Source organism: Pseudomonas quasicaspiana (assembly GCF_021147825.1).
Taxonomy (GTDB): Bacteria; Pseudomonadota; Gammaproteobacteria; order Pseudomonadales; family Pseudomonadaceae; genus Aquipseudomonas; species Aquipseudomonas quasicaspiana.
On the sequence record NZ_JAGTPI010000010.1, the window covers coordinates 90,518 to 109,087 of the forward strand.

The window sequence follows — 18,570 nt, forward strand, 5'->3', positions numbered from 1 at the left end:
CTGGATTATCCGTTCGGGGAAATGGATTCCAGCTGTTGCAGAAGCAACGCAGCCTGGGTCCGGGTACGGACTCCCAGCTTGCGGAATATCGCGGTGACATGGGCCTTGATCGTAGCTTCAGACACAGTCAGCTCATAGGCAATCTGCTTGTTCAGCAATCCCTCACAGACCATTGTCAGAACCCTGAACTGCTGAGGCGTCAAACTGGCCAGGCCAGCACTCGCAGCTTTGGCTTCGTCAGAAACACTGACGGTTTCATTGACCTGAGGCGGCCACCAGACATCGCCTTCAAGAACCGTGCGTACCGCCTTCTGAATAGTCTCCAATGGGCTCGACTTGGGAATGAAACCACTGGCACCAAACTCCCGGGACCTGACGACAATCGCAGCCTCTTCCTGCGCCGAAACCATTACCACCGGTATTTGCGGATATTGCCCGCGCAGCAGCACCAGACCGGAAAAGCCATAAGCGCCCGGCATGTTCAAATCCAGCAACACCAGATCCCAGTCGGATTTTTCACCCAGGCAGGCTTCCAGCTGAGCAATGCTATCGGCTTCCACCAGCCTCACGTCCGGGCCAAGGCCAAGGCTTAACGCCTGATGCAACGCGCTGCGAAACAGCGGATGGTCATCGGCAATCAGGATTTCGTAAGTCATGGGGTGTTCCTGTACTGATTAAGTGAGCGCCGATCCATTCAGCACCCAGCACGGCATGGGCAGATGCCAGCAAACGTTTGTTGCAACAACACGCAGCCCCAGCCAGTCCTGCAAAAAACAAGCATCCGGCGCTTTGTGCGGCGCCAGCATGCCCAGCGAAACCGGGGTGGTCAAGCATTAACCCGGTAGCCAACGGCCGTTATTGTGCGCTCATCTGCGGGTAACTCGCAGTGCGACATCATCCGGTCAGAGAAAAGCCTTCAGGTGAGTATGGGACACATCATCTGAATCGATGGCTTTTTGATACTTCGCACCCAGATAGTGGGCAGTAAATACATCCAGATAGGCATCCAGCACACCACTGGCCTGCGTATCACCCGCCAGCTCAAGACACAATGCAGCCACTTCGGCGGTGCAGAAATGATCGTCACGTTTGGAGCGTCGCAGGCGGTAGCGGGACATCTGTTCCGGCTCAAGGCTGAGCACCGGAAAACGTTCAAGGTAAGGGCTTTTGCGAAACATCTTCCGCGCTTCGGTCCAGGTTGCATCCAGCAGGATAAACAGCGGACGCTTGCCCTCCTCCTGCACGACCTGATTGACCACTCGCTCCGGGGCGACAAACTCTCCGGGGAAAACGATATAGGGCTGCCATTGGGGATCATCCAGCAACGCCAGTAATTGCTCGTCGACGTCGATGCGTGACCAGCCGAATGCATGGGTATCGTCGATCACATCGGCAATCAGCCAGCCGGTGTTCGTTGGCTTCAGCGGCTCGGTGTCATACATCAACAGGCACATCGCCGATTTTGCAGCCACACTTGGCTTCCATCCGCACAGACAGTATTCGGGGATGACCCGACACTGATTGCAGCGGGGCGCGCGCGACCCACGAGCAATAAACGGCTTGGTACTCTGCGCCAGTCGGCGGTCGCGCAGGCGAGAAACGGCGTGACTCATGAAGGCATGCGTCGATGAATGGAAAGCGTGAACACTGGAGTAACTCGGCGGGCTGAATAGTCCGCGCAGTTTATCAGAGCGGTGCCCCATCCGGCCCGCACTGTCGATGGATGAATCGCTTTCACTGCGCGTCATCCTTATACTTCCCCACCATTCATGCGCATCCAGCCCTGCTGCCTGCTGAACATACGTCCAAGTCACCGGTCCAACGGGCCAGTCACTGAATCAGGAGAATTTAATGCTGCGCCTTACCGTCCCTACTCTTACGCTGCTGCTCGCCGTCCCGTTCTTCGCCCAGGCGGCGTCGAAGCAGGATTTCGAATTGAGCAAAATGCTCGAAAAAGTTGCGAAGGAAAGCAGCGTCGGCACGCCACGGGCTATCAACGAGGACATTCTTGATCAGGGCTACACGGTTGATGGTAACCAGTTGATCAATCATTTGAGTGTTCGCGAAGGCCAGGCCCAGCAAATGCGCGCCAATCCCGATGCGGTCCGCAACCAGTTGGGCAACAGTGTTTGTCATAACAACGGCTATCGCCAGTTGATGACCAAAGGTGCTGTGCTGAAGTATCAATTCACCGAGTACAAGACCAACCGCCCCGTGACCAGCCAGGTCTTCAAGGCTAGCGACTGTTCGGTCAAGAAGTAAGGACGTACTCAGTCTCGTCCTGAGGACGCTGACATGTGGGAGCCGGGCTTGCCCGCGATAAGGGCGACTCGGTTCAACTGACACACCGAGGTGCCTGCATCGCGGGCAAGCCCGCCTCCCACAGAACCGCTTTGGCATCGGGTTTGCGATGGTGCCTGCGTAAAATTGATTTTAATAATGTTGGAGCGAGTAGCTGCTTCTACAAATTCTCCGTCACTGCCCGCCAGTGCTCCGTGTGTCCTCTATTCCATTCGCCAACCCCCTCCCGGTTCGATCCGCGGAAATTTGATGCCATAAACAAACGTTGCCAGTTCCATGCAGGCTAGGCACATTATCGAATTGGAATAAGCGTCACGCTTCAGACGGCGGTGCGAGCTGGAGCGATGATTTCGCGCACGGAGAAGCCCTTAATGCCCTATGTACCCAACGACCTTTTAAGCAACCACTTCCAAAGTAACGGTAACGACCTCATCAGCAAGATCGAGGAACAGATCAATCTGGTAGCCCCCGACAGCCCGAACCTTCCGCTTTACCGCGACATGATGCTCACTGTGCTGCGCATGGCTCAGGACGACCGCAATCGCTGGAACGCCAAAATCACTCTGCAAGCCTTGCGCGAACTGGACAATGCTTTCCGGGTACTTGAGCAATTCCGCGGACGTCGCAAGGTGACTGTATTCGGCTCGGCGCGCACGCCGGTTGAGCATCCACTGTACGCAATGGCCAAAGAGCTTGGCGCGCTGCTGGCCAAAGCAGATCTGATGGTCATCACCGGTGCAGGTGGCGGCATCATGGCTGCGGCCCATGAAGGCGCCGGGCTCGATCACAGCCTGGGCTTCAACATCACGTTGCCGTTCGAGCAACATGCCAATGCCACAGTGGAAGGGACCGGCAATTTGCTGCCCTTCCATTTCTTCTTCACCCGCAAGCTGTTCTTCGTCAAAGAGGCCGATGCGCTGGTGCTTTGCCCAGGTGGGTTCGGCACGCTCGATGAAGCGCTTGAAGTACTGACGCTGATTCAGACAGGTAAAAGCCCGCTGGTGCCTATCGTGCTGCTGGATGTGCCGGGCGGTAGCTTCTGGCAGAGCGCACTGGACTTCATCAAGAATCAGCTTGAAGACAACCGCTACATTCTGCCCAACGACATGAAGCTAATGCGTCTGGTCTACAGCGCAGAAGAAGCAGTTGAGGAGATTCATCAGTTCTACAGCAACTTCCATTCAAGCCGCTGGCTGAAGAACAAATTCATTATCCGCATGCATCATCCACTCACCGAGCAGGCGCTTGCGACCATGCAGGAAGCCTTCGCCGATCTGCGGCTGGCTGAAGACTTCCAGCAACATGCTTATCAGGGTGAAGAGCACGAGGCTGATTTCAGCCATCTGACGCGTCTGGTTTTTACTTTCAGTGGACGCAATCAAGGGCGTTTGCGGGAATTGGTGGACTACATCAATTTGTCGGAGAACTGGGCTCAGCCAAGAGCAGAGATGAAGATCCGGGAATCCGAATCGTCAAAGGAAACCTGAGAATCAGTCATCCTCGCCACGGCCGCTCAACAAGCGGCCGATCATATCCATTGGATAACCGCGATAACTCAGAAAGCGCCCCTGTTTAGCGCGCTCCCGCGCATCTGCTGGCAACTGACCGGCAAACTTGCGCTGCCAGGTTTCGTGCATCTTTTCCTGCCAGTTGAAGCCACACTCCCGAATCGCCTGCTCGACTTCCGCCCGTTGCAGCCCTCTCTGGTTCAGCTCCTCACGAATACGTGCAGGACCGTAGCCCGAGCGTGCACGGTATGAGACAAAGCTTTCGAGATAGCGAGCTTCGGACAGCAGCCCTTCTTCCACAAGACGGTCGAGGGCGGGTTCGATGAGTTCAGGAGTTGCGCCGCGCTGACGCAGCTTGCGCGTCAGCTCGACACGACCGTGCTCGCGTCGTGCGAGCAGGTCCATTGCGGTGCGCCTTACGGCGACGGGTGTATCAAGTACCGCTGACATGATCTATCAGATATCAACGTCAGCTTCGGCCATGTCATCAGCTGGCGCTGGTGCACGGGAGGCTTCGGACTTGGTATCAACACCTGGGGTTAGCAGCTTCTCGCGAATCATCTTCTCGAGTGTGGCACCGACTTCCGGGTTATCTGCCAGGAACTTGGCCGAGTTGGCCTTGCCCTGACCGATCTTGCTGCCCTGATAGCTATACCAGGCGCCGGATTTCTCTACGAAGCCATGCAACACGGCCAGATCAATGATCTCGCCATTGAGGTAGATACCCTTGCCGTAAAGAATCTGGAACTCTGCCTGACGGAACGGCGGAGCCACCTTGTTCTTGACGACTTTGACACGGGTTTCGCTGCCGACGACTTCGTCGCCCTCTTTCACAGCACCGGTACGGCGGATGTCCAGACGGACCGAAGCGTAGAACTTCAGAGCGTTACCACCGGTAGTGGTTTCCGGGCTACCGAACATCACACCGATCTTCATACGAATCTGGTTGATGAAGATAACGAGGCAGTTGGCGTTCTTGATGTTGCCGGTGATCTTGCGCAGCGCCTGAGACATCAAACGAGCCTGCAAGCCCACGTGCATGTCACCCATTTCGCCTTCAATCTCGGCCTTCGGCACCAGCGCGGCAACGGAGTCGACCACGATTACGTCGATGGCGTTGGAGCGCACCAGCATGTCGGTGATTTCCAGTGCCTGCTCGCCGGTGTCCGGTTGCGAAACCAGCAAATCGTCAACATTGACGCCCAGCTTGCCTGCGTATTCTGGATCGAGAGCATGCTCGGCATCGACGAACGCACAAGTAGCACCCATTTTCTGGGCCTGGGCGATAACCGAAAGGGTCAGCGTTGTTTTACCGGAAGATTCCGGACCGTAGATTTCAACGATCCGGCCTTTCGGCAAACCGCCAATACCCAGCGCGATGTCCAGCCCGAGCGAACCGGTGGAGATAGAAGGAATCGCCTGGCGGTCATGGTCACCCATGCGCATTACGGCACCTTTACCGAATTGACGCTCGATCTGACCCAAGGCCGCAGCCAAGGCTTTCTTCTTGTTGTCGTCCATTGAAGTCCTCACGTAATCAAATTCAATTAGGGGCCTGACGGCCACAACACCTGTATAAGTAGCCAGTATTATTCCACAGGGTTGAGCGCGCGCCTACCCCTGAGTTGGTATTTCTGCGTCGACAAGCTGGATCAGCCCTTCCAGCGCGGCCTTCACCGTTTGTCGGCGTACCTCGTCACGATCTCCAGCGAACTGTTCGCGCCGGGAAATCAGCTTTTCACCCACACCCCAGCACAACCAAACCGTGCCAACCGGTTTCTCGATCGAGCCGCCATCCGGCCCGGCTACACCACTGACTGCAACGGCAAACCGTGCGCCACTATGACGCTGGGCACCCGACACCATGGCGCGCACCACTTCCTCACTGACCGCCCCGACACGAGCAAAGAGCTCGGCTGGCACTTGCAGCTGGAGATTTTTTTGATGATTGGAGTAAGTGACATAACCGGCTTCAAACCAGGCTGAGCTGCCGGGTATCCGGGTAATCGCCTCGGCAATGCCACCACCCGTGCAGGATTCGGCGGTAGTCACCTGAGCGTTGATTGATTGCAGATGCTCGCCCAGTGTCGCGGCAAGCCGGGTGATTTCATCCAAGGTGCTTTTCCTTTAAATAAGCAGGTAAAAGAAAGCCAGCTAAACCGTCACCGTACACGAGCGCTTTCAAGGTTCAAGCAGAAGCGGCCGCAAGGGACCGCTTCCTATGAGCAATCATTTGTCTTTCGGTTTCGGGCAGTGCGGTTTCCTGATGGTTTCGACAGTCGTTTCCTTGGGGCGACGACGAGCCTCTTCAATGGGAATGAAACGCCCGCTTTCGGAATCCCTTCCGCGCTTGTTAGCCATAAAAATTCCTTTCACATAGACGCCTGCTCGGGATTGAGTGGCGACGCAGCAAAGTCTATACAGCGATTTCAAATCTGTGGGCGCCTGGAAACGCGCCGTGACGAATAAGCCATTTTGCAGCGGGCCTGCGTCGCGAAGCCTCGCGTGGTAATCTTGCGCCCATCGCAAAACGCACGGACTTACCGACCTGTTAGCCCAAAGGGGATATCAGGCACGCCTCCGAATTTGCCCCATCTTTCTAACGAACTTGCCTAACTATCTGATGAATAAAGCAATTTCCGATCTCTCTTCACACACTCCGATGATGCAACAGTACTGGCGGCTGAAGAACCAGCATCCTGACCAGTTGATGTTCTACCGCATGGGCGATTTCTACGAAATCTTCTACGAAGACGCGAAGAAAGCCGCCAAATTGCTGGACATCACTCTGACAGCCAGGGGCCAGTCCGCCGGTCAGAGCATCCCCATGTGCGGGATTCCATATCACGCTGCCGAGGGTTATCTCGCCAAGCTGGTGAAGCTCGGTGAATCCGTGGTGATCTGTGAGCAGGTTGGCGACCCGGCGACCAGCAAAGGCCCGGTAGATCGTCAGGTAGTACGCATCATCACCCCCGGCACTGTGAGCGATGAAGCTCTGCTGGATGAGCGTCGCGACAATCTGATCGCAGCCGTATTGGGCGATGAACGTCTGTTCGGCCTGGCGGTAATGGACATCACCAGTGGCAATTTCAGCGTGCTGGAAATCAAGGGTTGGGAAAACCTCCTCGCTGAACTTGAGCGCATTAACCCGGTAGAGCTACTGATTCCGGATGATTGGCCACAAGGCCTGCCAGCGGAAAAACGTCGTGGCGCGCGCCGTCGTGCACCATGGGATTTCGAGCGTGACTCGGCACTCAAAAGCCTTTGCCAACAGTTCTCCACTCAGGACCTGAAAGGCTTCGGCTGCGAAAACCTGACCCTCGCCATCGGTGCCGCGGGCTGTCTGCTGGGCTACGCCAAGGAAACCCAGCGCACTGCCCTGCCGCATTTGCGCAGCCTGCGTCACGAGCGTCTGGACGATACCGTCATCCTTGATGGTGCGACCCGACGCAACCTGGAACTGGACACCAACCTGGCCGGTGGTCGCGACAATACGTTGCAATCGGTGGTTGATCGTTGCCAGACCGCCATGGGCACACGCTTGCTGACCCGCTGGCTGAATCGTCCATTGCGCGACCTGTCGATCCTCAAGGCACGCCAGTCGTCGATCACATGCCTGCTGGAACGCTATCGCTTCGAGAATCTGCAACCGCAACTCAAAGAAATCGGCGACATTGAACGAATCCTCGCGCGTATTGGCCTGCGTAACGCCCGACCACGGGATCTGGCACGTCTGCGCGACGCACTGAGCGCGCTGCCTGAGCTGCAAGTGGCGATGACCGAACTTGAAGCGCCGCATCTGCAGGAGCTGGCAAGGATCGCGGGTGTCTATCCCGAGCTGGCCGACCTGCTGCAACGCGCCGTCATTGATAACCCCCCAGCGGTAATCCGCGACGGCGGCGTGTTGAAGACCGGTTATGACGCCGAGCTGGACGAACTGCAGTCTCTGAGTGAAAACGCCGGACAATTCCTGATTGATCTCGAGGCCCGTGAAAAAGCGCGTACCGGGTTGGCCCACCTGAAAGTTGGCTACAACCGGATCCACGGCTACTTCATCGAGCTGCCAAGCAAACAGGCCGAACAGGCACCTGCGGACTATATCCGTCGACAGACGCTGAAAGGCGCCGAGCGCTTTATCACGCCTGAACTGAAAGAATTCGAAGACAAGGCGCTGTCGGCCAAGAGCCGTGCGCTGGCACGAGAAAAAATGTTGTACGAAACGTTGCTGGAAGACCTGATTGGTCATCTTGCGCCGCTGCAGGACACCGCATCGGCACTTGCCGAGCTGGATGTGCTGAGCAACCTGGCCGAGCGCGCCCTTAATCTTGATCTGAACTGTCCGAAGTTCGTCGATGAGCCTTGCATGCGCATCGATCAAGGTCGCCACCCGGTGGTAGAGCAAGTGCTGACCTCACCGTTCGTGGCCAACGATCTCGACCTTGATGACAAAACCCGAATGCTGGTCATCACCGGCCCGAACATGGGCGGTAAGTCCACCTACATGCGCCAGACCGCGCTGATCGTGCTGCTGGCCCATATCGGCAGCTTCGTACCAGCGGCGAGTTGTGAATTGTCGCTGGTTGACCGGATCTTCACGCGGATCGGTTCCAGCGATGACCTTGCTGGCGGACGCTCGACCTTCATGGTGGAAATGAGTGAAACGGCCAACATCCTGCACAACGCCACGGACCGCAGCCTGGTACTGATGGATGAAGTGGGACGCGGCACCAGCACCTTCGACGGTCTGTCATTGGCATGGGCTGCGGCAGAATGTCTCGCCCAGTTGCGCGCCTACACTCTGTTCGCCACGCACTATTTCGAGCTGACTGTGCTGCCTGAAAGCGAACCGCTGGTCGCAAACGTGCACCTCAACGCAACAGAGCACAACGAGCGAATCGTGTTCCTTCACCGGGTGCTGCCAGGGCCGGCCAGTCAGAGCTATGGCCTGGCCGTAGCCCAATTGGCGGGGGTTCCAGCCAACGTCATTGTCCGGGCGAAAGAGCATCTACACCGGCTGGAGACCACCAGTCTGCCCCACGAACAACCTCGTCCCAAAGCAGGTAAACCGGCTGCGCCTATGCAGAGCGACATGTTCGCCAGCCTGCCGCATCCGGTGCTCGAAGAGCTTTCCAGGGCAAAACTCGACGATGTCACGCCACGTCAGGCGTTAGAGTTGTTATATGCACTGCAAACTCGCATCTAACGAGAACCGTAACAAGCTGTTAGAATCCCGCGCGGTTTGAGACGCTGACAGCTTTTAGCCTGGCTGAGCAGTTGATCCGGGCCGCGTGAGACGTAGCGAACCCAAGGTCGAACGCCCTGTCGTGCAGTCGATCTGCATTCAGCAGCGTTTACCTAATGCATGTGTTTCACACGGCACGGGAGAATCCCGAACCCGGCAACCCTAAACCGAAGGGCTCTGCTGTCGCCGCCTGAGGAGAGAATTAGAAATGACCTTCGTCGTCACCGACAACTGCATCAAGTGCAAATACACCGACTGTGTGGAAGTCTGTCCGGTGGACTGCTTCTACGAAGGCCCGAACTTCCTGGTGATTCACCCGGATGAGTGCATCGACTGTGCGCTTTGCGAGCCTGAATGCCCCGCTAACGCCATTTTCTCGGAAGACGAGATCCCTGCCGGGATGGAAAACTTCATCGAGCTCAACGCCGAGCTCGCGGACGTCTGGCCGAACATCACCGAGAGAAAAGACGCATTGCCAGACGCAAAAGAGTGGGACGGCAAAACCGGCAAGATCGCAGACCTGGAACGCTAAGAATTCCCGGCTGTTGAAGAAGGCCCCTTTCGGGGCTTTTTTTGTAGGCGTCGTCCGGACTTGAAAGCACTTTTCTCCAGACGAAAAAAGGGGCGGTATGACCCGCCCACATTTTTTCCCTAATCCTTTTAATCCCTTTCATCATCCTGATGAATCGCGTCCTGCGATGTCCTTGACTGTCTTCCTTGACGGCCTGTGCCCATCCGTGGGCACAGTTCTGATAGTAGTGATTTTTACGGCGCGAGCAAGCAGGTTAAATCTTTCAAGATCTTCCAGACCTGAACCGATCTAAAAATAAAACCATATTTATCAACAACTTAATAAACTACTACACTCGAAAAAGCCGATGTTGTTCACGGTATTTCGCAAAGACTTACAGCACGCGTAAGTAATAGCTTACAACGAAAGAGTCAAGTTACGAACCGACCGTGCAGTATTTGAAAAGCCACTAATGGCAGCCAGCTAGTTTCCCGTGCAATAAAAAACACCCCTGAACGGGGTGTTTGTTTTGTATGAAAGATAAACACACAGTTTATCTTCATGAACATTCACATCATTGAAACAATGACTCGCTCGACAGACCATTTTTTTCGAGGATCTCACGCAGACGCTTGAGGCCCTCTACCTGGATCTGTCTGACACGCTCGCGGGTAAGGCCGATTTCCAGCCCTACATCTTCCAGCGTGCTGCTCTCATGTCCGCGCAAGCCGAAACGCCGTATCACGACCTCTCTCTGCTTGTCGGTCAGCTCTGAGAGCCATTGGTCAATGCTCTGTGAAAGATCATCGTCTTGCAGCAACTCACACGGATCGGTAGGGCGATCATCGGTCAGGGTATCGAGCAATGTCTTGTCGGAATCCGGACCGAGAGAAACGTCGACAGAGGAAACACGCTCATTCAGACCAAGCATGCGCTTGACCTCACCCACCGGCTTTTCAAGCAGGTTGGCGATTTCTTCGGGAGAGGGTTCGTGATCGAGTTTTTGCGTCAGTTCGCGAGCAGCCCGCAAATAGACGTTGAGTTCTTTGACGACATGAATCGGTAACCGAATGGTGCGGGTTTGATTCATGATCGCACGCTCAATGGTCTGACGAATCCACCATGTCGCGTAGGTTGAGAAACGGAATCCACGTTCCGGATCGAATTTTTCGACTGCTCTGATGAGCCCGAGGTTGCCCTCTTCGATCAGGTCCAGCAATGACAATCCACGATTCACATAGCGCCTGGCGATTTTTACCACCAGCCGGAGATTGCTCTCAATCATGCGTTTGCGCCCGGCCGGATCACCTTTTTGCGAGAGCCTCGCAAAATGGACTTCTTCTTCCGGGGTGAGCAACGGGGAGAACCCGATTTCATTGAGGTACAACTGGGTCGCATCAAGCGCCCGGGTGTAGTCGATATATTTGTGCTGTTTGAGTGATGTGGAGTTTTTGGTTCTGGATCGGGGAGCAGAGGCAGCATGAGTCTGCTTCTCGTCCGTTTCAAGCTCCGACTCCAGAACGATGCCGGTTTCCATAAGGAGAACCTCATCGTCGATGTCAAACTCCGGCGCTTCTTTGCTAAGAGCCATTGTTATAGTCCTTTGGTGAGTTCGACCTCAAGCTCCAGCGACGCCAGTTCCATGGCAACGCTTGAGCCTGTCCCTCTACGCCAGGAACAGGCTGGCAACAATCAACGACGTGGCAGGAATTGCAGCGGATCTACAGGTTTACCTTGGCGGCGAATCTCAAAATGCAGCTTCACCCGGTCAGTTCCCGTTGACCCCATCTCGGCAATCGTCTGCCCAGCTTTGACCTGTTGCCCCTCCCGAACCAACAGCCTACGGTTGTGGCCGTAAGCACTTACGTAGGTATCGCTGTGTTTGATGATGACTAATTCGCCGTAGCCCCGCAACCCACTCCCGGCGTAAACCACTGACCCATCAGACGCAGCTAAAACAGGCTGTCCCAAATCTCCAGCGATATCAATGCCTTTATTCAAACTACCGTTTGAAGAAAATTTCCCGATCAAAATGCCGTTCGACGGCCACGTCCAGCCCTTGGGAGACGGCCCGGCAGGCACTGTAGAGCTGCCCGCTGGAGGCGGAACCACCGTCACCGGCTTGGAAATAACCGTGGTTTTCACAGAGCCAGAAGGACTTGTTGTCGTTGAAGTCGTCGTGGACGCAACAGGTGGACGCCCGGTTCCAGATGAACTCGCGACGGCCGACGATGTTGAATTTGAACGCCCGTCGAAGCGAATCGTCTGACCCGGACGAATCGTGTAGGGTTCAGGAATCTGATTACGCGCCGCCAGCGCCTTGTAGTCCCAGCCGTAACGGAAGGCAATGGAAAAAAGCGTATCGCCACGACGGACGACATACTGTCCGGTGGTCACAGTTGGACGCTGAGGGGCAGCATTGTTATTACGATCGACAACACGCACGCCACCGGACGGCGCACTGGAACAACCGACCAAGAGGACACTGAGCGCAATGCCAATCACCAGCCGCTGAAAACTTGTTGAATAACTACGCTGCCGAATGACTGTGCGACTCACCCGCCACTCCCTTTACTGGTGACTGAATTAAAGATGCCTATTGTGCCGTAATAACGGCTGGCAGCTACTGCTTAATGCTTTGAAGCCAATGGATACATCAGGGCTCGCCGTTTCTCGAGCTCAACTGCGCTGCCGGCCCTCAATGCCATGAGGTAGACAGGCGGTGGTGCGCAGAATTCAGTGAGTTGTCATCAAGCCAGCGGACCATTGAGCAAAGGTACAAAACGTACCGCTCCCAGCACATGCCGGGAGAACCCGTTTTCCTCACGCACAATCAGCATCAACTGCTGCACCTCGCCCGATCCGACCGGGATAACCAATCGCCCTCCGGGTGCAAGCTGGTCGAGCAAAGCTTGCGGCACGTCGGTTGCTACGGCGGTCACGATAATCCCGTTGTACGGTGCCAGCGCCGGCCAGCCTTCCCAACCGTCGCCCCAGCGAAACACGACGTTGCGAAGGTTCAGCTCAACCAGACGCTCCTTGGCGCGATCCTGCAGGACCTTGATGCGCTCAACCGAAAACACACGCTCTACCAACTGTGCCAGCACGGCAGTCTGGTAGCCGGAACCGGTACCGATCTCCATGACCTTGTCCAGAGGACCTGCCGCCAACAGCAGCTCGCTCATGCGCGCGACCATGTAAGGCTGAGAAATGGTCTGGTTATGACCAATCGGCAGCGCCGTATCTTCGTAGGCGCGATGAGCCAGAGCTTCATCGACAAACAGATGCCGCGGGGTCTTGCGTATGACTTCCAGCACCTGCGCGTTGGACAGCCCTTCATCGTAGAGACGTTGAATCAGACGCTCGCGAGTCCGCTGGGAGGTCATCCCGATTCCACGACGTAACAGATCATCTTGCTCGCGCGACATCAAAGAAGGCCCTCCAGCCATTTGTTCAGGCTAGCGAACCCGTCCTGGTAAGTACGATCAAGCTGCAAGGGAGTAACAGAAACATAACCCTGCATCACTGCATGAAAATCCGTGCCTGCACCGCCATCCTCTGCGTCACCGGCAGCTGCAATCCAGTAGCCGGCCCGACCGCGTGGGTCAACGACCTTGATCGGCGCTGCAGCTCTCGCCCGATGACCAAGACGGGTCAATTGAATACCCCGAATACGATCAACGGGCAGATTGGGAATGTTCACGTTCAACACTGTGCGCGGTGGCAAATCAAGCTGCTCATGAGCCTCGACCAGCATTCGCGCGTAATGCGCAGCGGTCGCCAGGTTATCCGGCTGACGCGACAGGAAAGAGAACGCAAATGAAGGCTTGTTCAGGAATCGACCCTCAAGCGCTGCCGCCACGGTACCGGAATACAGCACGTCGTCCCCCAGGTTCGCGCCCAGGTTGATACCCGACACGACCATATCCGGTTGCACGTCCAGCAACCCGTTAAGGCCCAGGTGCACACAATCGGTCGGCGTACCGTTGACGCTGATGAAACCGTTCTCCAAGGCATGGGGATGCAAAGGCCGGTCGAGCGTCAACGAGCTACTGGCGCCGCTTTTGTCTTGATCGGGGGCGATCACCACGCACTCGCTGTAATCGGCCAGCGCCGCATACAACGCAGCGAGACCGGGTGCGGTGACCCCGTCATCGTTAGAAATCAGAATACGCATGAGCTGTCCGTCTGCCCAACCGGCGCCAGATCAACAAGTTCGCGCACCAGTACAGTGGCGAAGCATCCGGGCGGAAGGACGAATTCCAGTTGCAGAATGTCAGGCTCGGGATAATGCCACGTCAACCGCCCAATGGGCAGTCGCAGGATGCGTCGTTCGTGCTCCATTCCTGCTCTTGTGAGCCAGTCGCGCAATGCCGACTCGCGATTGGCCACGTCATTTTCCAGCGCGGCCGTGGCTCCGGAGGCTGGCGATGGGCCTTCTCCCCATTGCGGACCGGTCGGATGCAGATCGAGAATCGCCAGCCGAGGATCGCTGCATTCATTTTCGCCCGCCGGGAAGAAACTGCGGCTGTCGGTGAATGCCAGCAAATCGCCCACCTGAGCAACCTGCCATGAACCATCAGCAACACGGGACGCCAGGACCTGATTGAACAGGTAACTGCGAGCAGTGGATAACAGTCGGGAACGCACTGCACGCTGCTCCGGCAATGCCTGACGCGCAGCGTAATCGCGTGCTTCCCCCAGATTCCCGCCCTGGTAGCCAAATCGCTGGGCACCGAAGTAATTGGGGATCCCGGCCTTGGCGATCAACTCAAGTCGCGCGTTCAGCGCGTCTTTGTCGACATTCAGTTGGGTCAGACGCAACGTGAATCCATTTGCAGCATGGGCACCGCGTTGAAGCTTGCGCTTGTGACGGCTGCTTTGAAGAATTTTCAGGGTCTCGTTTTCCGCCGAACTCAAGTCGGGGTCAGCCTTGCCCGGCAACTGGATGCTGAACCATTGACGAGTCAGGGCCTGACGATCCTTCAACCCGGCATAGCTGACAGTCCTCAACTGAACGCCAGCAGCACGCGCCAGACGGCGGGCGGCTTCCTCAGTGTTGAGGCCGCGTTTCTCGACCCATAACCATAAATGCTCGCCATCGCCGGAGAGCGGGATGTCCAGCACTTCATCGACCTGAAAATCTTCGGCGGTCGCCTTGAGCACCGCGCTGCCCAGCGGCTGACCATAGGCTTGCGGGCCCAGCAGTTCTGATTCGGTCATGCGGACAGCAACAGCGCGACGGCGTGAACGGCGATGCCTTCTTCACGACCTGTGAAACCGAGCTTCTCAGTGGTGGTTGCCTTGACGTTCACTTGATCCAGCTCGACTTGAAGATCCTCTGCGATCAATGCCCGCATGGATTCGATATGAGGGGCCATTTTCGGTGCCTGAGCAACAATCGTCGCGTCCACATTGCCCACTTTCCAGCCCTTTCTTTTCACCAGCTTCAAGACGTGGCGCAGCAATGCGCGGCTGTCAGCGCCTTTGAACTGCGGATCGGTGTCCGGGAAATGCTTGCCGATATCACCCAGTGCGGCAGCGCCGAGCAATGCATCACTCAAGGCGTGCAGCAGAACATCACCATCGGAATGAGCGAGCAGGCCGAATCGGTGAGCAATGCGCACGCCACCCAGGGTGATGAAGTCGCCTTCAGCGAAACGGTGCACATCATAGCCATGGCCAATACGCATAAAAAAACGCCCTGAAAAAAGTCAGGGCGTGATTCTACCTACTTTGTCGACGCTTAGCTGTTCAACGCGTCGCCATGATGCCGCAGGTGGTCTTCAATAAAGCTGGCGATGAAGAAATAGCTGTGGTCGTAACCGGGCTGCATCCGCAATGTCAGAGGATGCCCCGCCGCTTTCGCCGCCTGAACCAGCGCTTCGGGCTTGAGCTGGTTGGCGAGAAAGTCATCGCGATCACCCTGATCCACCAGTATCGGCAGCTTCTCGCGCGCATCGGCAATCAGCACAGTGGCATCCCATTCGCGCCAGCGGGAGCGCTCTTCACCCAGGTAACGGGAAAAGGCTTTCTGCCCCCAAGGGCAATCCATCGGATTAGTGATCGGCGAAAACGCCGAGACCGATTTATAGCGCCCCGGATTACGCAACGCGCAGATCAGCGCACCATGGCCGCCCATGGAGTGGCCGCTGATCCCACGCGCCTGCGAAGCCGGGAAATGCTCCTCGACCAACGCAGGCAATTCGTTCACTACGTAGTCATGCATGCGGTAATGCCTGGCCCACGGTTCCTGGGTGGCATTGAGGTAGAACCCGGCACCGAGGCCAAAATCCCACGCGCCATCAGGATCCCCCGCAACACCAGGGCCACGCGGGCTCGTGTCCGGCGCAACGATGATCAACCCCAACTCGGCCGCGACGCGTTGAGCCGCCGCCTTCTGCATGAAGTTTTCATCGGTACAGGTCAGACCGGAAAGCCAGTACAGCACTGGTAACTTGCCACCCTGCTCAGCCTGTGGCGGCAGGTAGACAGCAAACACCATGTCACAGCCGAGCACCTCGGAATGATGCTTGTAACGCTTGTGCCAGCCGCCAAAGCTTTTCTGACAGGAAATATTCTCTAGAGCCATGGTCGTAAACTCCCAGGCACAAGCTACAAGCTTCAAGCTGCAAGAGGCGCGGAACCCTCTTGTAGCTTGTCGCTTGAAGCTTGCAACTGCTTAAAAGTGAATGACTGTGCGGATGCTTTTGCCTTCGTGCATCAGGTCGAATGCTTTGTTGATGTCTTCAAGTCCCATGGTGTGGGTAATAAAGGTATCCAGCGGGATTTCGCCTGTCTGAGACTTTTCGACGTAGCTTGGCAGTTCGGTACGACCACGCACGCCGCCGAAAGCCGAACCGCGCCAGACGCGACCGGTCACCAGCTGGAATGGGCGAGTGGCAATTTCCTGACCCGACGGCGCTACGCCGATGATCACCGATTCGCCCCAGCCTTTGTGGCAGCATTCAAGCGCGGCACGCATCAGGTTCACGTTACCGATACATTCGAAGCTGTAATCCACACCACCGTCGGTCAATTCAACGATCACATCCTGAATCGGCTTCTCGTGATCTTTCGGATTAATGAAATCGGTCGCACCCAGTTCACGGGCCACGTCGAATTTCGCCGGGTTGATGTCGATTGCGATGATCCGCGAAGCCTTGGCCATTTTCGCGCCGATGATCGCAGCCAGGCCGATACCACCCAGACCAAAGATGGCGACAGTCGCACCCTCTTCGACTTTGGCGGTGTTGAGCACAGCACCAATACCGGTGGTGACGCCGCAGCCCAACAGGCAGACTTTTTCCAGCGGAGCTTCTTTCGGGATTTTGGCCAGAGAAATTTCCGGCACCACGGTGTACTCGGAGAACGTCGAGCAACCCATGTAGTGATAAACCGGCTCGCCGTTGTAGCTGAAACGGGTCGTGCCATCAGGCATCAGGCCTTTGCCCTGAGTAGCGCGAACTTTCTGGCAAAGGTTGGTTTTGCCGGACTTGCAGAACTTGCATTCCCGGCACTCGGCGGTATACAGCGGGATCACATGGTCGCCGACTTCCAGGGACGTAACGCCTTCGCCGATGGCCTCAACAACACCGCCGCCTTCGTGACCCAGAATGCACGGGAACACACCTTCAGAATCGGCACCGGACAACGTGTAAGCGTCGGTATGGCAAACACCGGAGGCAACGGTACGAATCAACACCTCACCGGCCTTTGGCGCTTCGACGTCAACTTCAACGATTTGCAGCGGTTCATTGGGGGCAAAGGCAACAGCAGCACGTGACTTGATCATCAATCTTTCTCCAACGAGGTTAAAACGATGGAGGGAGTGTAAAGCACTGCCGTTTGGTTAATAATCCGATCAAAAGCAAAACATTATTGCTGAACAGGGATAATCGATGTACACCAACCGCTGGGAAGGCCTGGATGAGTTCGTCGCAGTGGCCGAATGCGGGCAGTTCACGGCAGCAGCTGAACGTATGGGCGTTTCGTCCTCGCACATCAGTCGGCAAATCGCCCGCCTCGAAGAACGCTTGCAGACACGCCTGCTGTATCGCAGCACCCGGCGGGTCGCGCTGACCGAGGCGGGTCAGACTTTCCTGCACCATTGTCAGCGCTTGCAGGATGGTCGCGAGGAAGCGCTGCGCGCAGTCGGCGACCTGACCAGCGAACCCAAAGGCTTGTTGCGCATGACCTGTGCAGTAGCTTACGGCGAACGCTTTATCACGCCGCTGGTAACGCGCTTCATGGACCTCTATCCTCAGATCCGGGTGGAAATCCAGTTGAACAATGACACGTTGGACATGGTTCATGAGGGACTGGATCTCGCCATCAGGTTAGGCCGACTACAGGACTCCCGCCTGGTTGCAACGCGCCTCGCGCCACGCCGGATGTACCTGTGCGCATCGCCGTCCTATCTGGAGCGATACGGGCGACCGCACAGCCTGTCGGAGCTAAGCCGACACAATTGCCTGATCGGCAGCAGCGACACCTGGTTGCTTCAACAAAACGGACGGGAGTTTTCCCAGCGTGTTCAGGGTAACTGGCGCTGCAACAGTGGGCAGGCGGTGCTTGATGCTGCGCTGCACGGCGTCGGGTTGTGTCAGCTACCGGATTATTACGTGTTGAGCCATCTCAACAGTGGAGCGCTGGTTTCCCTGCTGGAGACTCATCAACCGCCAAATACTGCGGTGTGGGCGTTATATCCCCAGCAGCGGCATCTGTCGCCAAAGGTGCGCAAGCTGGTGGATTATCTGAAAGAAGGGTTGGCGTTGCGGGATGAGTATCGTTAGGCACCTGGACTCGGCGAATACAGGGGCTACCCACATCAAATTGATTCAACAATACCCACGTCGCGGCTGAGAGTGGTTTTGCCCTAACGGTCGAGCCCCTTTTGTTACGGCAAAAGGGGCGAAAACCATTTTGCGCTGACGTACGGCCCCCGCTTCGCAGGGGTACCTTCGACTCCGGTGCCGTGGTGTGGGCACGCGCCGACGGGCCATCCA

The 18,570-nt window shown here is 56.5% G+C and carries 18 protein-coding genes; 5 read left to right on the forward strand and 13 right to left on the reverse strand.

Going from position 1 to position 18,570, the window contains the following annotated elements:
- Positions 1-5: 5 nt before the first annotated feature.
- Entirely contained in the window at positions 6-656 is a 651-nt protein-coding gene (gene erdR / locus KDX30_RS09350) for a response regulator transcription factor ErdR (protein WP_027901808.1), read from the reverse strand.
- Positions 657-902: 246 nt separating this feature from the next.
- A complete protein-coding gene (locus KDX30_RS09355) occupies positions 903-1,613 on the reverse strand; it encodes a tRNA-uridine aminocarboxypropyltransferase (protein ID WP_231665648.1) in 711 nt (236 codons plus the stop codon).
- 238 nt (positions 1,614-1,851) lie between these two features.
- Between KDX30_RS09355 and KDX30_RS09360 the strand changes: the two genes are divergently transcribed.
- Together KDX30_RS09360 and KDX30_RS09365 are read left to right on the forward strand one after the other, a co-directional pair.
- Positions 1,852-2,262 carry a quorum-sensing-regulated virulence factor family protein gene (locus tag KDX30_RS09360; RefSeq protein ID WP_027901810.1) on the forward strand — a complete coding sequence of 137 codons (411 nt, stop codon included), beginning with the start codon at positions 1,852-1,854 and terminating at the stop codon, positions 2,260-2,262.
- Positions 2,263-2,672: 410 nt separating this feature from the next.
- Entirely contained in the window at positions 2,673-3,788 is a 1,116-nt protein-coding gene (locus tag KDX30_RS09365; RefSeq protein ID WP_231675596.1) for an LOG family protein, read from the forward strand.
- Positions 3,789-3,791: 3 nt separating this feature from the next.
- Here KDX30_RS09365 and recX read toward each other — a convergent pair whose 3' ends face one another.
- The 3 genes from recX to KDX30_RS09380 form a co-directional block, all read right to left on the reverse strand.
- A complete protein-coding gene (gene recX, locus KDX30_RS09370; protein ID WP_231675597.1) occupies positions 3,792-4,259 on the reverse strand; it encodes a recombination regulator RecX in 468 nt (155 codons plus the stop codon).
- 6 nt (positions 4,260-4,265) lie between these two features.
- Positions 4,266-5,330, reverse strand: a complete 1,065-nt coding sequence (gene recA / locus KDX30_RS09375; protein WP_027901813.1) for a recombinase RecA — start codon at positions 5,328-5,330, stop codon at positions 4,266-4,268.
- 93 nt (positions 5,331-5,423) lie between these two features.
- A complete protein-coding gene (locus KDX30_RS09380; protein ID WP_099269941.1) occupies positions 5,424-5,924 on the reverse strand; it encodes a CinA family protein in 501 nt (166 codons plus the stop codon).
- A gap of 520 nt (positions 5,925-6,444) precedes the next feature.
- Here KDX30_RS09380 and mutS point away from each other — a divergent pair.
- Together mutS and fdxA are read left to right on the forward strand one after the other, a co-directional pair.
- Positions 6,445-9,012 (forward strand): DNA mismatch repair protein MutS, encoded by a 2,568-nt coding sequence (gene mutS, locus KDX30_RS09385; protein ID WP_231675614.1) that lies wholly within the window; start codon positions 6,445-6,447, stop codon positions 9,010-9,012.
- A 247-nt stretch (positions 9,013-9,259) separates the two neighbouring features.
- Positions 9,260-9,583 carry a ferredoxin FdxA gene (gene fdxA / locus KDX30_RS09390; RefSeq protein ID WP_027901816.1) on the forward strand — a complete coding sequence of 108 codons (324 nt, stop codon included), beginning with the start codon at positions 9,260-9,262 and terminating at the stop codon, positions 9,581-9,583.
- A 553-nt stretch (positions 9,584-10,136) separates the two neighbouring features.
- Here fdxA and rpoS read toward each other — a convergent pair.
- The 8 genes from rpoS to KDX30_RS09430 form a co-directional block, all read right to left on the reverse strand.
- Positions 10,137-11,153 (reverse strand): RNA polymerase sigma factor RpoS, encoded by a 1,017-nt coding sequence (gene rpoS / locus KDX30_RS09395; protein ID WP_027898782.1) that lies wholly within the window; start codon positions 11,151-11,153, stop codon positions 10,137-10,139.
- Between the two features lie 101 nt (positions 11,154-11,254).
- Positions 11,255-12,121 carry a peptidoglycan DD-metalloendopeptidase family protein gene (locus KDX30_RS09400; RefSeq protein ID WP_231675598.1) on the reverse strand — a complete coding sequence of 289 codons (867 nt, stop codon included), beginning with the start codon at positions 12,119-12,121 and terminating at the stop codon, positions 11,255-11,257.
- 191 nt (positions 12,122-12,312) lie between these two features.
- Entirely contained in the window at positions 12,313-12,948 is a 636-nt protein-coding gene (locus KDX30_RS09405; RefSeq protein ID WP_176560666.1) for a protein-L-isoaspartate(D-aspartate) O-methyltransferase, read from the reverse strand.
- A gap of 41 nt (positions 12,949-12,989) precedes the next feature.
- Positions 12,990-13,739, reverse strand: a complete 750-nt coding sequence (gene surE / locus KDX30_RS09410; RefSeq protein WP_231665647.1) for a 5'/3'-nucleotidase SurE — start codon at positions 13,737-13,739, stop codon at positions 12,990-12,992.
- Entirely contained in the window at positions 13,727-14,785 is a 1,059-nt protein-coding gene (truD, locus tag KDX30_RS09415) for a tRNA pseudouridine(13) synthase TruD (RefSeq protein ID WP_231675599.1), read from the reverse strand. Before truD ends, surE begins: the two co-directional genes overlap by 13 nt.
- Complete coding sequence (ispF, locus tag KDX30_RS09420) at positions 14,782-15,255, reverse strand: 2-C-methyl-D-erythritol 2,4-cyclodiphosphate synthase (RefSeq protein ID WP_231675600.1); 474 nt, start codon at positions 15,253-15,255, stop codon at positions 14,782-14,784. Before ispF ends, truD begins: the two co-directional genes overlap by 4 nt.
- Before the next feature lie 53 nt (positions 15,256-15,308).
- Positions 15,309-16,154, reverse strand: a complete 846-nt coding sequence (gene fghA, locus KDX30_RS09425) for an S-formylglutathione hydrolase (protein ID WP_027898788.1) — start codon at positions 16,152-16,154, stop codon at positions 15,309-15,311.
- Positions 16,155-16,244: 90 nt separating this feature from the next.
- A complete protein-coding gene (locus KDX30_RS09430; protein ID WP_231675601.1) occupies positions 16,245-17,357 on the reverse strand; it encodes an S-(hydroxymethyl)glutathione dehydrogenase/class III alcohol dehydrogenase in 1,113 nt (370 codons plus the stop codon).
- Positions 17,358-17,463: 106 nt separating this feature from the next.
- Between KDX30_RS09430 and KDX30_RS09435 the strand changes: the two genes are divergently transcribed.
- A complete protein-coding gene (locus KDX30_RS09435) occupies positions 17,464-18,357 on the forward strand; it encodes a LysR substrate-binding domain-containing protein (RefSeq protein ID WP_231675602.1) in 894 nt (297 codons plus the stop codon).
- Positions 18,358-18,570 lie beyond the last annotated feature (213 nt).

Excerpts from the sequence above, each read along its gene's own strand:
- erdR (WP_027901808.1), bottom strand. The coding sequence starts at position 656 with ATGACTTACGAAATCCTGATTGCCGATGACCATCCGCTGTTTCGCAGC.
- KDX30_RS09355 (WP_231665648.1), bottom strand. The coding sequence starts at position 1,613 with ATGAGTCACGCCGTTTCTCGCCTGCGCGACCGCCGACTGGCGCAGAGT.
- KDX30_RS09360 (WP_027901810.1), top strand. The coding sequence starts at position 1,852 with ATGCTGCGCCTTACCGTCCCTACTCTTACGCTGCTGCTCGCCGTCCCG.
- KDX30_RS09365 (WP_231675596.1), top strand. The coding sequence starts at position 2,673 with ATGCCCTATGTACCCAACGACCTTTTAAGCAACCACTTCCAAAGTAAC.
- recX (WP_231675597.1), bottom strand. The coding sequence starts at position 4,259 with ATGTCAGCGGTACTTGATACACCCGTCGCCGTAAGGCGCACCGCAATG.
- recA (WP_027901813.1), bottom strand. The coding sequence starts at position 5,330 with ATGGACGACAACAAGAAGAAAGCCTTGGCTGCGGCCTTGGGTCAGATC.
- fdxA (WP_027901816.1), top strand. The coding sequence starts at position 9,260 with ATGACCTTCGTCGTCACCGACAACTGCATCAAGTGCAAATACACCGAC.
- rpoS (WP_027898782.1), bottom strand. The coding sequence starts at position 11,153 with ATGGCTCTTAGCAAAGAAGCGCCGGAGTTTGACATCGACGATGAGGTT.
- KDX30_RS09405 (WP_176560666.1), bottom strand. The coding sequence starts at position 12,948 with ATGACCTCCCAGCGGACTCGCGAGCGTCTGATTCAACGTCTCTACGAT.
- surE (WP_231665647.1), bottom strand. The coding sequence starts at position 13,739 with ATGCGTATTCTGATTTCTAACGATGACGGGGTCACCGCACCCGGTCTC.
- truD (WP_231675599.1), bottom strand. The coding sequence starts at position 14,785 with ATGACCGAATCAGAACTGCTGGGCCCGCAAGCCTATGGTCAGCCGCTG.
- ispF (WP_231675600.1), bottom strand. The coding sequence starts at position 15,255 with ATGCGTATTGGCCATGGCTATGATGTGCACCGTTTCGCTGAAGGCGAC.
- fghA (WP_027898788.1), bottom strand. The coding sequence starts at position 16,154 with ATGGCTCTAGAGAATATTTCCTGTCAGAAAAGCTTTGGCGGCTGGCAC.
- KDX30_RS09430 (WP_231675601.1), bottom strand. The coding sequence starts at position 17,357 with ATGATCAAGTCACGTGCTGCTGTTGCCTTTGCCCCCAATGAACCGCTG.
- KDX30_RS09435 (WP_231675602.1), top strand. The coding sequence starts at position 17,464 with ATGTACACCAACCGCTGGGAAGGCCTGGATGAGTTCGTCGCAGTGGCC.